The organism is Actinomycetota bacterium (assembly GCA_014360645.1).
Classification (GTDB): domain Bacteria; phylum Actinomycetota; class Geothermincolia; order Geothermincolales; family RBG-13-55-18; genus Solincola_B.
The window spans coordinates 117,808-133,068 of record JACIXD010000010.1 but is presented as its reverse complement, the minus strand read 5'-3'; the positions used below and the strand labels follow the sequence as shown (position 1 = coordinate 133,068).

Below are 15,261 nucleotides of genomic sequence, written 5' to 3'. Positions count from 1 at the left end.
GTATGGCTGAAAAGATTATAGCAAGGCGCCGGGCGGGCGGGTGAACGGGGCTGTCGGGCGGAGCGAGCCCCCGGGCACCGGGCTGTGCGCGGAAGGCTGAAATCGGGCCTATCCCCTCCGCCGAGCCGTCTCAAGAGATCCCGAGGGGCGCGGTCTCAGAAGAGGCTGGCACAGATCGGGGTGAGCGGGTAAAAAGGGGCCTTCGGTCCCGGCGGTCCATCAGGCGTGGTTGAGGGCGCGGTTCGACAGACAGGAGAAGGGTTTGGATTGTACCCGGAATCCCGGCGGTCCATCAGGCGTGGTTGAGGGTGCGGTGGATGATCACGCTGAGGTTGTGGATGAGGGCGTCGCGCTCCGCCTCGCGGCGCTCCTTCAGCCACTGTAGGTTGGTGTATTCCAGCATGTTCACGATTATGCGCGCGGTGACCTCCGGGTCCAGGTCCCCGCACAAGCCTTTTTCGAGGTGCTCCCGCAGCTTCATCTCCACGATGCGCACGAAGGGCTGGTTCAGGTCTTCCAGGGCTTCCCAGAACTCCTCGCTGTCCATGGCGGCGCGCACGATGAGGGGGTGGATGGTGGAATAGCGCGCAAAGATCTCCATGACCGCCCGGATGATCTCCTCGACCTCCTGCAGCGAGCGCATGGAGATCATGGAGGCGTCGCCCCGGCGGTACCAGTCGAAGGCCTCGAACTCGTCCACCATCTCCTGCAGGAGGTAGCGCAGGAGGTCCTCCTTGTTATGGAAATAGAGCCAGAAGGTGCCGTGCCCGATACCTGCGCGGGAGATGATCTCGGCCACCGTCGTGCCGTTGTATCCCTTCTCCGCGAACACCTCCAGCGCCGCGTCGAGGATGCGCCGCTGGGTCTCCCGGGAGCGGTCCTGGGCGAAGCGCACGCCGCGCCCTCCCGCCCGCCTCTTCTTTGCGCCCATGCCCGTGTCCCCGTCCTCGCGTTTCCCGGCGCCTGCCCGATATGAACGGCAGGATTATGACTGACGGTCACAATCTACCACCGCCGTTCACCCCCGGTCAATTTCGATGCCGGCGGGACGGGGAGGCCGGGTACGGGGTTTGACGTTGTCAGGGGAGCAATCTACAATGTTTGAGATATGAAAAACATGAAAGATGCAAGCGCTTCCGGGGGCGGCCAGCGGGGGGTCGAGGTCTTCGAGAACCTGGTGAAGACGGTCTTTATGTTCATCCATGCCTATTACGGCGATTTCAACGCCGTGCTCGAGAAGTACGAGATCAACTACAGCCAGTACGCCGCCATCCTCACCGTGTACATGTACGGGAGCCTGAGCGAGGGCGACCTGGCGAGGATGCTCTTCGTGAACCCCTCCACCGTCAGCCGCATGGTCTATGCGCTGGAGGAGAAGGGGTGGCTGCGGAGCACCCGCGACAGGTTCGACCGGCGCAAGGTCATGGTCAGCCTCTCCCCGGCCGGAAAGCGCAAGATCGCGGGCATGCTGAGACAGCCCGCCGAGGTGCTCGCGAGGCTCGCCGACGGCCTGGAAGAGGAGAAACGCGTCTTCGTCTACCACGTGATCGAGCAGGTCAACCAGGCCCTCCTCCACCTCATGGCGGGCGGCGTGGAGGCGCGGGAGAGCTGACCGTCCCCGCCTCCGCTTGCCTGTCCGCGACAGACGGATCGCCTCCTGAAACGGGTAGAGGCGCCTGGTGGTCTATAGTCCTCGCGTCCTTTTCCTTACCCGCCGGCGTCTCCGCGCAGGTAAGCGGGCCCGGCCGGGCGGTCGGTTGACGCCCTTCCGCGGGTGTCGTACTATCCTTGTGAGCTTAAAAGGTTGTTATTTGCAAAGGTCTTTTTACGCAACGAAAGTCCAGGGATCCGGGTGGGTCGCGGGGCGGTAGCGACGCGTTTCGGAGGGTGTGACACGGAGCGGGTCGCGGCGCGGTGGTGAAAGGCGGGTAGAGATGAGACGGAAGCGCGGGGCGGAGTGGTTTTTCGCGCGCATGGCAAGGCCGGCGGTGAGGCACCCCTGGGTCGTGCTGGCCATCATCGCCGCCGTAAGCGTGACGGCGTTGATAGGGGCTCTGCGCGTGGAGATGGAGTTCAGCCAGAGGTCGGTGATGCCCCAGGGGTACGAATCCGTCGATGCCATCAAGCTGGTGGAGGAGGCCTTCGGGGGGCTCCAGTTCGACAAGGTGCTGCTGAGCGGGACCGATTTCACCTCTCCCGAAGCCGTCCTCGCCCTCTACGGCTACGAGCGGGAGTTGAAGGCCAAGAGCGATCCCGTGCTCTGGGAAGAATACGTGCTGGGGGTGGAGAGCTACATCAGCCAGCTGGCGCGCAATTCCCAGGTCGCTCCCATATTCGAGCTCGCCTGGGCGGTGGAGAACGCCGACAGCACCGAGGAGCTTGCGTCCGCGCTGCAGACGTTCCTCGCCGACCCGCGGACGGCCGCGCTGCGGGAGCTGCCGGACGCCGCACCCCTGTTCCAGATAGTGGAAGGGGCGCTGGCTTCCGGCGACGCCCGCTCGCGCAGGTCCCAGGTGGAGTCGTTCCTGGGCTTCGCGCTCCAGCAGGCGGCCGAGGGGTACCTGGCGGACCCCGGCGCCGCGGGGTTCGTGCTGGGAAGGACCCTGAGCGGGGAGGATGACGGGCACGAGCATGCCCTGCTGCGCGTCCAGGTGAGGCCCGACCTTCCCCAGGCGACCATCGTCTCCTATGCCCAGGAACTGGAAGAGTTCACCATAGAGCACTTCGCCCGCTACGGCATCACCGCCGAGGCCAGCGGCGAGACCTATCTCACCAAGGCCATCCAGGACCTCTCCATGCGGGACGGGCTGATCCTGGGACTGGCGGCGCTGGCCTTCATCATGCTGGTGCTCTTCGTCACCTTCCGCAAGCTGCTGGACGTGTTTCTGACCCTGGCAGTGGTCATGATCTCCATCCTGTGGGTCTTCGGGCTCATGGGCTTCGCGGGCATGAAGTTCACCATCGTGGGCATAGCCATCGTGCCCCTCCTGCTGGGCATCGACATCGCCTATTCCATACACGTCCTCACGCGTTACTACGAGGAACGGGACCGGGGAGCCGGCGCCCTGGAATCCGCCGCCGGGGCGGTGTCCACCGTGGGGGTGGCCGTCTTTCTGGCCGCGGCCACCACCATGTTCGGCTTCCTCTCCTTCACCATCACCGATCTCCCGCCCATGCGGGATTTCGGCTTCCTCTGCCTGGCCGGCGTCTTCTTCGGGTATGCGCTCTCCGTGCTCCTCCTCCCCGCCGCCCTGGTGATAAGGGACCGCCGGCGCAGGCCCCAGGAGCGCAGGCGGGTGGAGACGCACCGCGTGCTGGACTGGCTGGACCGCGGCCTGGTCAGGCTGTCCCTGCTCGCTGAGCGCCACCGCGGGGTGGTATGGGTCGCGGCGGCGGTGCTGGTCGTGGCCTGCGCGGTGCTGGCCTCGGGGCTCTCCACCGCCGCCGACATCCGCGGCTTCGTCCCCCAGGACCTGCCCAAGTACAGGCTCGTCAACCAGATGGAGGTCTATTTCGGCGGACAGGACAACGCCGTGGCCTTGGTGGAGGGGGAGGACCTGCTGTCGCCGCAGTCCCTGCGCACCATGGACTCGTTCATAAACGGCGTCCTCTCCGATCCGCGCAACCTCGCTCCCGGTGGGGAGAAGCGATACTTCGAGGCCAACCGCGTCTTCGGCATCACCACCATCTTCAAGGCCGTGGACGGCGCGCTTCCCGCCACCCGGGAGGAGGCCGAGGCCGCCCTTGCGAGGGCGGGTGAGGAGTACGGCTTCGACACCTCGCTTCTCATTACCCCCGAACGCGACCGGGCCCTCATCAGCTTCGAGGTATTCTTCCTGGGCGAGAAGGAGGAGAAGGAGATCGCCGCCATCTTAAAGGACAACGCCTCGGCCGAGGGCGGCCCGGCGCTCAACCCGCGCTTCCGCGTGACCGGCCTTCCCCTGCTCATCGCGGACACCATGGACAAGCTCTTCGCCACCCAGGTAGAGACCAGCCTGATGGCCCTCGTGCTCTGCGCGCTCCTGGTCATGTTCATCTTCCGGTCCTTCTCCTACGGCGTCGCCGCCACTTCGGTGGTCTTCCTGGCCATCGCCCTCGAGCTGGGCATCCTTCGCCTCATGGGCTGGCCCCTGGACATCATGACGGTGATGATCGCCTCCATGGTCATCGGGGCGGGCATCGACTTCGGCATCCACGTCGCCCACCGCTTCCGGGAGGAGGTCTACGTCAACGGGCTGGGGGCGGAGGAGGCCATCAACTCCAGCGTGCGCAATGTGGGCGTCGCCCTCATCTCCGCGGCCGTGACCACCTGCGGGGCCTTCCTCATCCTCGCCATCTCCAGCCTCAGCATCCTGCGCAGGTTCGGCATCATCACCGCCATCGCCCTGGCCAGCGCCTGCTTCGCGGCCCTGGTGATAGAGCCCTCCTTCCTCGCCTCCATCGCCCTGCGCAGGGAGAAGGGGCAGGCCCTCAAGGGGTAGGATGTAGGATGGGCGTTCCGCCGCCTGGATGCAGACCGACCCGGCGCGGCGCGCAACGGCGCCTGTAGAGGGGGCTCGCAAGCGGCCCTCAGGCGGGGGTATCCTGCCCCTCACCCTCCTGGAAATATTCCGATGGACGGAAGCGGAGGAGGCGTGCGAGGATCAGTTGTGGAAAACTCTGGATGAAGTTGTTGTAGGCGCGCACGCAGCCGTTGTAGTACTTGCGCGCCGCGGCGAGGTGGTTCTCCACCGTTACCGACTCCCGGAAGAGGCGTTGGAAGGCCTCGTCGGCCTTGAGATCGGGGTAGCTCTCCCCCAGGGCGAAAAGCTCCGCAAGGGATGACGCAAGGTCCAGCTCGCGCGCTCCCCGTTCCCTCACCCCGGCGGCCGCCCGGGCTACCGATCTCAGGTGCGCGGCCCTCTCCAGCATCCGGCTCTCGTGCGCGGCGTATCCTTCCGCCACCGATACCAGGACGGGGACCAGGTCGTGGCGCAGTCTCAACTGCACGTCGATGTCCTTCCAGGCACGCCGCACCCGGTTACGCAGGCGGATCATGCGGTTATAAACGAGGGCCACTGCCAGCAGGAGGGCCGCCAGGACGGCCAAGACATACAGGTAAGGTTCCATACGGACATTATACCCGCCTATGGGGTCAGCCCCGGACATGGGACATCGTCACATCGGAGAAGACGATGCGTTACGGGGCCTTCGGTCTCAGGTGGAGGCTCTCGACCAACGCCATCCCAATGGGATCTTGGATGCGAACTGAACAACGGGGCATCTTCGATGCGGGTTTTCTTGCGAGGCGATGGGGGAAAGCGAAGCGGGCTCAACAAGGCGATAGGCTGGCGGGATCGAACATCGAAGATGTGACCCCATAACGCCCTGATCTATAATGTTCTCGTCCGTCGCGACGAGGGAGGAACCATGGCCGGGTTGAGGATCCTGCACACCGCGGACGTGCACCTGGGGGCGGCCTTCCGCTTCCTGGGGCCGCGCGGCAAGGAGCAGCGCGAGCAGCTCAAGGCGACCTTCTCGCGCGTGGTGGACCTCGCCCTCACCACCCAGGTGGACATGGTGGTCGTCGCGGGCGACCTCTTCGACTCCCCCTTTCCCCCCGCGGCGCTCGCGGGCGAGGTGCAATACCAGCTGGAGCGCCTTGATCGCGAGGGAATCTGGACGGTCATCGTGCCCGGCACCCACGACCGTCCCCAGCCGGGAGGCGTCTTCGGCCGGGAAGCCTTCCGCTCCCTGCCCCACGTGCTTGTTTTCACGGAACGGGAGCTCGCCTCGGCCCGGCTGGAGGGACTCGACGTGCGGGTGTACGGTTCCGCGGTGAGCCGCGAGGGGAGTGATGTCCTGGCCGGTTTTCGCGCCGAGGGGAGCGAGCGCTGGAAGGTGGGCGTGCTGCATGCCTCCTACCTGGTGCCGGGGAGGGTGGAGAGGGACGAGATGCTGGTATCGGCTCAGAGCATCGCCTCCTCCGGCCTGCATTACCTGGCCCTGGGGCACTGGCACACGCGCGTAGAGTACTCCCAGGGGGAGACCGTCGCCTTCTACAGCGGCCCGCCGGAGCCTCTGGAGATGGGCGGGGGAGAGGAGGGCTGCGTCCTGCTGGTGGAGCTGGAGGAGGACAAGCCGCCGCGGGTGAAACCCATCGCGGTGGGAAAACGCCGCCTCGCGCGTCTGGAGCTCGAGGGCGCGGAGGTGGGGGACCCCGCCGGGCTCTATGCTCACCTGCGCCGCCTCGCTGACCGCGACCTGGGCCTGGAGGTGCGGGTCAGGGGCTTGCAGGGAGAGGGGTGGTCGGGATGCGATTGGGACGCCCTGGAGGAGGAGCTGGCCCCCCTCTTCTTCCACCTCGCCCTGGTGCCGGTCCACGAGGAAACGCCGCCGCCGGACCCCGAGGCCTACCCCGAGTCCACGGTGCTGGGAAGGTTCATGCGCATCGCCGCCCGGGAGATGGCCTCGCGGCAGGGCGAGGACCTGGAGGTCGCGGGAGAAGCCCTGCGCCTGGGGCTGGAGGCCCTCGGGAGGAGGTCGCGCGGGGCATGAAGATCACCTCCCTGACCATGCGCAACTTCCGCCGCTTCCGCCAGGGGCGGCTGGAGCTGGGCGAGGGGATAAACGTGGTGAAAGGGCCGAACGAAGCGGGAAAATCGACCCTCATGCAGGCGATGCTGGCGGCGCTCTTCTGGAAGGCGGACTCCGGGCGCAGGGAGGTGCGCGAGAGCGTCACCTGGGGAGAGAGCGGCGGTTTCGTGCTGGAGCTCGAGGGCGAGGCCGGGGGCAGGGATTTCAGGCTGGTCAAGGATTTCGCGGCGAGGAGCGCTCACCTGGTATGGGGTGACCTCGATACCCGTGATCACGCGCGCATCGAGGAGGCGGTACGGGAATGGTTGGGCCTGGGGTCGGAGGCGGCCTACCGTTCCACCGCCGCCATCAGGCAGGACGAAGTGGCGGCCATCGGGGCGGGCAGGGACGAGCTGGGACGCGCCCTGCATGCCGCCATGACCGGGTCGGACGGCGGCGCGGCGGCCCCCGAGGCGCTGGGCGAACTGCAGCGGGAGCTTGCGGAGCTGTTGCGGGGGATGAGGGGTACGGCCAAGAACCCCGGGCCTCTGGCCCGGGTGGAGGCGGAGATCGGGGAGAAAGAGGCCAGGAGCGCGGAGCTTTCCGGGGCGGCGCGGGAGAGGCTCGACGCGCGGCGCCGCCTGGAGGAGATCGACGGGGAGAGCGCGGGCATAGAGGCCAGGCTGGAGACGCTGGCGGCCCTGATCTCGGACTCCGAGGAGCGGGCGGATATCGAGGAGGACATCGAGGACTTCCACCGCCGTTACCGGCAGCTGGAGTCCGCCGCCGCCCTGGTGGCCGAGGACGCGCGCCTGCGAGAGCAGGAGGAGAGGGAGTTCGGGGGGCTGCGCGCCGTGCTGGAGAGTAGGCGCGGCGAGCTGGAGGAGCTCGAGCTCAAGCGCGCGGGGATCGCCGAGGGCGTGGGAGTGCTGCAGAGACGCCTGCAGGAAGCGCGCCGGGCGCGCTACCGCCCCTGGGCGCCCTACCTCCTCCTGGGCGGCATGACCCTCATCCTGGTGGGTCTCGCCGGCATCGCCCTCTCGCCCTATATGCTGCTGGCCTCGGCGGCGGGTGCGGGGCTGGCGGCGGCGGCGCTCCTGCCCGGCCGCTACCTCTCCTTCTTGAGAAGGGGCGGAGAACTGGAGGCCGTCCGGGAGCAGATGGAGGAGCTGGAGAGGCGCGGCGCCGAGGTGGAGCGGGAGCTGGAGAGGATGGCCGCCGCGGCGGGCTGTGGCACCGTCCGGCGTTTCCTGGAGATAAAGGTCGCTTACCTGCAGCTGCTGGCCAGGCGCAAGGAGATAGCGGACAAGCTGGAGGTGCTGCTGCCCGACGGCGAGAGGGCTGCCGTGGAGGAAGAGGCGCGGCGCCTGGCCTCGGAGGTGAGCCTGCGGGAGAGGCGCCTCAGGGAGCTGCGCGGGCGCACCGTGGACGGCGCCGGCCTTCAGGCGTACCTGCGCGAGAGGGATTCCCTGCGGGCGAGGCTGTCCGCCCTCCGCGAGGAACGCATCCGCCTGGAGGTCCTGCTCGGGGAGGAGGACGCGGAGGAGGAGCTGCTGCGCCTGGAGGAGGAGCTGGCCTACCTGCGCGAACGCAGGGCGCGCCTGGCGCGGCGCGCGGCGGCGCTGGAGCTGGCCGTGGCGTGGATGGAAAAAGCTTCCAGAGAGACCCTTTCCGGCACGGCGCGTCGCCTGGAGGAGATGGCCGGGGATTACATCAGCCGCATAACCGACGGCCGCTACCAGCGGGTGGAGATGGACGAGGGCAGCCTGGGCATCGCGGTGTGGTCGCGGGAGAAGGGAGGTCCGGTCCCTCCGGAGGCCTTGAGTCGCGGCGCCGTCGACCAGCTCTACCTTGCGGCCAGGCTGTCCCTGGCGGAGATCATCTGCGGGGAACGGCGGCCGCCGCTGCTTCTGGACGACCCCTTCGTGACCTTCGATCCGCGCCGCCTGGAACGGGCCATGGGGGTGATGAGGGATCTCGCACGGGGCTGGCAGGCGGTCATCTTCACTTGCGGGGATCACTACGACGCGTACGCCGACCGTATCGTGGAGCTGGAAGCGGCGGCTACCTGAACGCCCGGCGTCGGCACGGACCCTTAAGGGGAGGCTCGGGGATGAATCTGCGGGAGAGATTCGAGGACTACCGCGGGCGCATCAGGTTCGCCGACCTCGACCTGGCCTCGCGCACCATGGCCATGCTATGGCTGGACATCTTCCGGGAGCGCGTCATACGCAACTGTTTCCCGCGCGTGGCCTCGCGCAGCCTGGTGGACGAGGTGTCCGCCGTCATCAACTCCACCTTCCTCGAGGGCTATATACTGGCGCGGGCGGCGCTGGGGGAAGGGCCCGAGCGCGTGGCCTTCACGGACCCCGAGAGGCCGCAGACGGTGGAGCGGGGCGTGGAAAGGCTGCGGCTCATGTACGAGGAGGAGGTAGTGGGCACGGATCCCTTCGCGGACGAGCCCATGGGGGTGGAGGCGCTGGCCGAGGCGCTGGTGCGCGAGGTGGCCTACGGGCCGGAGCTCATCCGCCTGGAGGAGAGGGAGCTGGTCAAGGTGCACCTCATCTATGCCCTGTGGGCGGGTTACAAGCTGGCCTGTTTCGAGAGGAGGCTCAGCGGCGGAAGGCGCGCGTGAGGAGCCGTGGGGTCGTGGCCGGCGTGGCAGGGCGGAGACGGGGGAGAAGGGGGCATGAAAAACGGACTCGAGGTATGGGCGCCGGCGATAGAGGGCATGGCGCGAGAGGGTGCGGAGACCCCGAGGAGACCCGGTCATCGCCGTCGTGAGTGCGGGCGGCGCCTCGCCGGACAATGGCAACTGCGCTGGCGGTTACCGGGAAGCGAGAGAGATTGTCCGGCGGCTGACCTTGCCTTGCTGGACCCTGACGGCTTTACCGATAAATCGCGGTAAGCGGGAATGGCTGTGTTGACGCGGGCGGCGCCTCGCCGGACCCGGGCACAAATGGACGGGAGAGGAGGTGGGCGGTTGAAGAGGAAGCGAAGTCCCTCGACCCTGTTTCTTCCCAAGCCGGTGGCGCTGATCAGCGCGGCGCACGCGGGAAGGGACAACGTGATGACGGCGGCCTGGGTGAACGTGGTGTGCATGGAGCCGCCGCAGGTGGCGGTGGCGGTGCGGGAGAGCAGGTTCACCCACCAGCTCGTGCAGGCGAGCGGGGAGTTCGTGGTCAACGTGCCCTCGAGCGACCTGTGGCGCGCCGTGGACATGTGCGGGATGGTCTCGGGAAGGGACCAGGACAAGTTCGCCCTGGCGGGCCTTTCGCGCGGGCGCGCCGCCGAGGTGGGAGCACCGCTGGTGGAGGAGTGCCCCCTGAACATCGAGTGCCGGGTCTCCGCCTCCCTGCCCCTGGGCTCGCACACCCTCTTCGTGGGGCTGGTGCTCGCGGTGCACCTGGAGGAGGAGTGCATGGGAGAAAAAGGGAACATCGACGTGGAGGAGTTCCGGCCCTACGTCCTCAACCACCGCGAGTACTGGTCCATGGGCAGGCGCCTGGGCGCCTTCGGCGAGACGGCATCCGAGCTGGAGGTCATCCCCTGATGGGGTCAGCCCCGGACATGGGACAGAATTCGGTCAGGGAGCGAGAAAAACTCCGTGAACGGCGAGTACCCTTGTCCGCGGTGGGGCGGGAGGCAGGAAAAGGCCGGTGGATGAAGCGCGTGAGCGCGGGATACGCGGGATAATATGGTGTAAGGACTCGGACGAGGGGGAGAAAAGAAGATGTTGGACCGCCTGCGCTTTGCCTTCCGTCACCCCGCCATCCTCTACTACCAGCGCTGCCTGCGCCGAAAAGGGGTGCGGTGCGGCCCCTATGTGTGGATCGCCGCGCGGCCGGACGTGGCCCTGGCGGGGGAATCTTCCTGCAGCATCGATGACGGCACCTTCATCCCCACCCCGGTGCAGATCAGGGGAAATGACCGCGGGCGCATCGTGATCGGCAGGAATTGCTCCCTGGACACCCTGGCCAGGCTCTTCGCGGCCAACGACGCCACCCTGCTGCTGGAGGAGGGCGTGGCCGTCGGACCCTACAATATCATCAACGCCTTCGATGACTGCACCATCGGCAGGAACTCCATGCTCGGGCCTTACGTGAACATCAACTGCGCCGACCATGGCATGGAGATGAACGGGGTGCCCATGCGCTTCCAGCCCGGGAGTTACGGCCCCGTGGTGATCGAGGAGGACTGCTGGATCGGGTCCCACGCCATCATCCTCAAGGGGGTGAGGGTGGGAGCGGGAGCGGTGGTGGCGGCGGGAGCGGTGGTGACGCGCGACGTGCCCCCCCTGGCCATCGTCGCCGGCGTGCCCGCCCGGGTCATCGGCAGCCGCGGCTGACGCCGCGGTGTCCGGGCGTGCGTGCCGGGCTGGTCGCCCCGCCTTCCACCCCGGCCAGGGCCCCTCAGAGGTCCTTGGGCCGCATGTCCAGCACGCGGTAGGCCTTAAGGGCCACGGTGGGATCGTAGATCTCCTCCATGGACACGAACTCCACCCTGGCGCGCATCTCCACCGCGGTGATGAGCCTGGTGACCACCTCGTTCTCGAGCTGCGCGGTGTCCACGCCCTCCGCGGGGGAGATCTTCACCACCAGCTCGTCCGGGGAGTAGGGGTCGGCGAGGTCGCGCTTGGTGAAGATGATCTGGTATTCTTTGACCCCCGGGGTGTTGGCCACCTCGTCCCGGAGGATCTCCGGATTGATGAGGGTGCCCTTTAGGTTCACCAGCTCCGAGGTGCGCGTGGCGTAGGTGCTGCCCACGGCGATGATGGAGCGCTCCACGTTGCGCCCGCAGTGGGGACAGGTCTCGTGGGTGATAGCGCCCAGGTCGCCGATTACGTAGCGCAGCAGCACGGTGCCGCGGCGGTTGAGGTGGGTGATGGCGAGCAGGCCGCGCTCCCCGTCGGGCAGCCTCTTTCCCGTCTGCTCGTCCACCACCTCGAAGAAATAGAGGTTTGGCGCGGGGTTGTGGCATCCGCTGAAGTCCGTGCACTCCGGCATGGCCCCCTGCATCTCGGTGAAGCCGTAGGAGTTGGAGACGAAGGGGTCCTCGGCGCCCATGTTCATCAGGCGCTGCCGTATGTCGTCGCGCATGCCCTTGGGGCAGGCCTCGCCCAGGGCCTGGATATGCTTGGTGGCGGAGAAGTCGCGCCCCTCCTCCTCCGCCTTCATGATCAGGCGCCGGATGAAGCTGGCGATGCCCAGCCAGACCTCGGCACGGCCTTTCTCGATGAGGTCGATGGCGTAGTCCATGGACCGGTGCACGGGGAACTCGGGGTAGGTCATGCCGGTGCAGCCGTACATACTCAAGGTCCCCAAGCCCATCATGCCTATGTCCCGAGCGCGGAAGAAACCGATATGCGGCACCGGTCCCAGGGGGAAGAGGTTGATCCCCCGGGCGTAGGGCGGGAAGCCCCCTAGCTTGATACCGCGGAAGAGCATCTGCCAGACGCCGTGGGCGTCGTGGATGGTGTTCCAGAAGGGGGTGGGGACCCCGGTGGTGGAGCCGGTGGTGTAGGTGACGTCGAATATCCAGTCGTAGAGGGTGGGGTTGGAGGGCTTGAGTTTGAATTCTTCCGGCTCCGCCATGTAGTCCTTCTTGTAGGTGAGGGGGAGCTTTTCCAGGTCGTCGAGGTCCTGGATGTCCCCCGGCTCGATGCCGTTCTCCCTGAACACGCGCTTGTAGTAATCGTGGCCGTCCCACACCCACTCCATCTGGCGCCTGAAGAGCTCGTCCTGCATGGCGCGGATGCGCTCTTGGGACCAGAAGGTGGGGTCGTCGTCCTGGGCATATAGCGGGATGCTCTGGATGTAGCGCTGCGTGTTCTCGGGCGTCACCGGGACTTTTTCGTAGGTGCCGTCTTCCCTGGGGATGTAGAGGACGCTCATTAAGATACCCCCTTGCCTTTCCGATACTCCATCCCTGCCGGGGGTCCGGGGAGGACCCCGTGTAGCCTAGACGGCAAGATTCTAACCCCTGGGAGCGCGGCTGGCAATAACCTGACGCGAAGTCATGCCCCGGCCCGGGCCGCGGGCACGGTGAAGAAGAAGGTGGAGCCCCTGCCCGGCTCCGATTCCGCCCACACCCTTCCGCCCCATCCTTCCACCGCCCGCTTCACGGTTGAGAGGCCGATGCCCAGCCCCGGAGCGGTGCCTTCGCCGCGCAGGCGCACGAAGGGCTCGAAGATGATGTCCAGTTTCTCCGCCGGGATCCCCCGGCCGTTGTCGCTGACCGCCACCACCACCTCTTCCCCCTGCACGGAGGCGGATATCTCGACGCGCGGCGTGCCCGCGGCGCCGGCGTGCCTGACGGCGTTGTGCAGCAGGTTGTAGAGGACCTGCTGCAGCCTGGTTGCGTCCGCCCGCACGGAGGGAAGGCCTTCAGCGACGGTCAGCTCGACCCCCTTCCTCAGGAACGCGGCCTCCAGCCCGCGCAGCGCTGTTTCCAGCGCCTCCTGCATGGGCATTTCGGTGACCGCTCCCTCCGGGACCCCGGCCCGGGCATATTCCAGCAGGGAGGTGGTGAAACGGTCCATACGGGAGAGGGAGTTGACGATCTCCTCCAGCCAGGAACGCCTCTCGGGGTCGAGGGCGTCGCCGCAGAAACGCTGCAGCATGCGTGCGTAACCGTATGCCGTGGAGATCATACCCCGGATGTCGTGGGAGAGGGTGTGGGCGAAAGCCTCCAGCTCGCGGTTCGCGGCGCGCAGCCTCTCCTCCGCCTCCCTGCGCTCGCTGATGTCGCGGGCTATGCCCACGGCGTGCCAGCGCCCCCGGATACGCAGGGCGGACAGCGAGAGTTCCAGGGCGAAGGTGCTCCCGTCCTTGCGCCTGCCCGTGAGTTCTTGGGTTTTTCCCAGCATGCGTCCGGTTCCGCTCACCGCGAAGGCGGCGATGTCGCGGTGATAGTCCACCTTCCTCTCAGGCGGGATGAGGAGCTTGTGGAGGTCGCGCCCCAGCACCTCGTGCGCCGCGTATCCGAACATCCTCTCGGCGGCGGCGTTCCAGAAGGTGACCTCCCCCAGGTCGTTGACCGTGACGATGGCGTCGTGGGCGGCGGAGGCCAGGGCCCGGAAACGCTCTTCGCTCTCGCGCAGCGCCTCCTCCATCCGGCGGCGCTCCGTGATGTCGTGGTAGTTCACCACTATGCCCCGCACCGCCTCGTCGGAGAGGAGGTTGCGGCCCACCGCCTCCAGGTAGCGCCATGACCCGTCCGAGTGCCGGTAGCGGTACTCGGCGGTGGCTGAGGAATAGGGCTCGCGTATCTTCTCGGAGAAGAGCGCGGCCACCGCCGGCAGGTCCTCGGGATGTATGAACTCGAAAGCCGCCTTCCCGGCGATCTCCTCAGGGCGGTACCCCGTCATGCGCTCCAGGGAGGGGCTGAAATATTTTATGTTGCCGTCGGCGTCGAGCACCGTCACCGCGTCGTATGAGTTCTCGATGAGGGAACGGAACCAGCGCTCCGAGGCCCTCACCGCCTCCTCCACTGCATGGTGCGAGGTGACGTCGCGGAAGATGCCCACCGTGTGAGTGACGCGGCCGCCTTCCAGGAAGGGGTTGATGTTGCCCTCCACCCACAGGATGCTGCCGTCTTTGCGCAGGAACCTCGCACTTGCCCCCCGTATCCTCTCTCCCGCCATCACCTTCTTGAGGATCTCCAGGCAATGGGCGAGGTCCTCGGGGTGGATGACGTCGGCGAGGGTGAGGTTGGCAACCTCTTCCATATCGTAACCCAGGGCCTCTCTCCACGCCGGGTTGACGTAGAAGTAACGGCCCTCGGGCGTCACGCTCTGGATGAGGTCCACGGCGTTCTCCACCAGGTCCCGGTAGCGCTCCTCCGAGGCCCGCAGCGCCTCCTCGAAACGGCGGTGCTCTATGATGTGCCCGAACCTCTCGGCCACGGTATCCAGGAGGGCGCGCTCCTCGGCCAAGAAGGGTCCCTCGTCCGCGTCGGGGACTTCCTCGCGGTAGGAGACCTCCAGGGAACCTATATCCTCGCCCCAGGCGCGGACGGCGGCGGACATATTCCACGGTCCCCGCACGAACCCGGGCGAGACATAGCGCTTTTCCTCGATGGCCAGGCTGGCACCCGCAACCTCCGGGTAGCGCATGGCACCGGGGAGGGCTTCGACCGCCTCCTGGATCAACGCGTCCAGATCGAGGTCGGGCCTGCTCTCCAGCCGGGATAGACAGTGGAGATAGCGCAGTTCCTTGAGGCGCTCGTCGAGGGCCTCCTCCACCAGGCGGAGCCTGCCCCGTCCCGGGGTCTCCCCTTCCCTAAGTCCCCCTTCCCGGGCTTCGGGCATGCCTTTTCGCGCGTGCCCCGCCCCGGCCTCCTCGCGATCGCGGCGGCTGTCCTCATCGCCCTGCATAGGCTCCGTTCACTCCCCGCAAGACTGGTGTTCATTGACCATCATATATGTCGGACGCTCACCTCCCGGACTGAACACGCACGGGGTCACATCTTCGATCTTCAGTACGGGTGGATTCGCAGCTGAATTGACGGTATGTGCGGGATAGGCCGGCCTCGCGGCCACCGAGTGCGTCCGCGGCCCCCGGAGTCGCCTCCCGCGGGGGAAGGGTTCCACGCCCTCGGCCCTTTCCGGCCTCACCGGCAAGGTGGACCCCCGCGGAGGAGCGATTCCGGCGCCGTGCCTCAAGAGGCGCCATGTGGCGCCGTTCTCCGCGTGCGCTGAATCCC

The 15,261-nt window shown here is 67.2% G+C and carries 11 protein-coding genes; 7 read left to right on the top strand and 4 right to left on the bottom strand.

Features of this window, described 5'->3' with window-relative positions; translation table 11 throughout:
• Nucleotides 1-292 precede the first annotated feature (292 nt).
• A complete protein-coding gene (locus H5T74_10290) occupies nt 293-931 on the bottom strand; it encodes a TetR/AcrR family transcriptional regulator (protein MBC7230764.1) in 639 nt (212 codons plus the stop codon).
• A gap of 186 nt (nt 932-1,117) precedes the next feature.
• Here H5T74_10290 and H5T74_10285 point away from each other — a divergent pair, with 186 nt between their 5' ends.
• The gene (locus H5T74_10285; protein MBC7230763.1) at nt 1,118-1,612 is read left to right on the top strand and encodes a MarR family transcriptional regulator; all 495 of its coding nucleotides are present in this window, start codon (nt 1,118-1,120) and stop codon (nt 1,610-1,612) included.
• Nucleotides 1,613-1,934: 322 nt separating this feature from the next.
• Entirely contained in the window at nt 1,935-4,481 is a 2,547-nt protein-coding gene (locus tag H5T74_10280; GenBank protein MBC7230762.1) for an MMPL family transporter, read from the top strand.
• 88 nt (nt 4,482-4,569) lie between these two features.
• On the opposite strand, the gene H5T74_10275 is transcribed toward H5T74_10280, so the two are convergent.
• A complete protein-coding gene (locus H5T74_10275) occupies nt 4,570-5,109 on the bottom strand; it encodes a LemA family protein (GenBank protein ID MBC7230761.1) in 540 nt (179 codons plus the stop codon).
• A gap of 300 nt (nt 5,110-5,409) precedes the next feature.
• On the opposite strand from H5T74_10275, the gene H5T74_10270 reads away from it, so the two are divergent.
• From H5T74_10270 to H5T74_10250, 5 genes are all read left to right on the top strand, one after another.
• On the top strand, nt 5,410-6,537 hold the full coding sequence (locus H5T74_10270) for a DNA repair exonuclease (protein ID MBC7230760.1): 1,128 nt from the start codon (nt 5,410-5,412) through the stop codon (nt 6,535-6,537).
• Nucleotides 6,534-8,627 carry an AAA family ATPase gene (locus H5T74_10265; protein MBC7230759.1) on the top strand — a complete coding sequence of 698 codons (2,094 nt, stop codon included), beginning with the start codon at nt 6,534-6,536 and terminating at the stop codon, nt 8,625-8,627. The genes H5T74_10270 and H5T74_10265 overlap by 4 nt, the downstream gene beginning before the upstream one ends.
• A gap of 41 nt (nt 8,628-8,668) precedes the next feature.
• Complete coding sequence (locus H5T74_10260; GenBank protein ID MBC7230758.1) at nt 8,669-9,190, top strand: hypothetical protein; 522 nt, start codon at nt 8,669-8,671, stop codon at nt 9,188-9,190.
• 348 nt (nt 9,191-9,538) lie between these two features.
• A complete protein-coding gene (locus tag H5T74_10255; protein ID MBC7230757.1) occupies nt 9,539-10,108 on the top strand; it encodes a flavin reductase family protein in 570 nt (189 codons plus the stop codon).
• A 180-nt stretch (nt 10,109-10,288) separates the two neighbouring features.
• A complete protein-coding gene (locus tag H5T74_10250) occupies nt 10,289-10,903 on the top strand; it encodes an acyltransferase (protein ID MBC7230756.1) in 615 nt (204 codons plus the stop codon).
• Nucleotides 10,904-10,967: 64 nt separating this feature from the next.
• On the opposite strand, the gene H5T74_10245 is transcribed toward H5T74_10250, so the two are convergent.
• A complete protein-coding gene (locus H5T74_10245; GenBank protein MBC7230755.1) occupies nt 10,968-12,449 on the bottom strand; it encodes a phenylacetate--CoA ligase family protein in 1,482 nt (493 codons plus the stop codon).
• 122 nt (nt 12,450-12,571) lie between these two features.
• Nucleotides 12,572-14,932: a PAS domain S-box protein gene (locus H5T74_10240; GenBank protein ID MBC7230754.1), complete on the bottom strand. Its 2,361-nt coding sequence runs from the start codon at nt 14,930-14,932 to the stop codon at nt 12,572-12,574.
• Between the last annotated feature and the right edge of the window lie 329 nt (nt 14,933-15,261).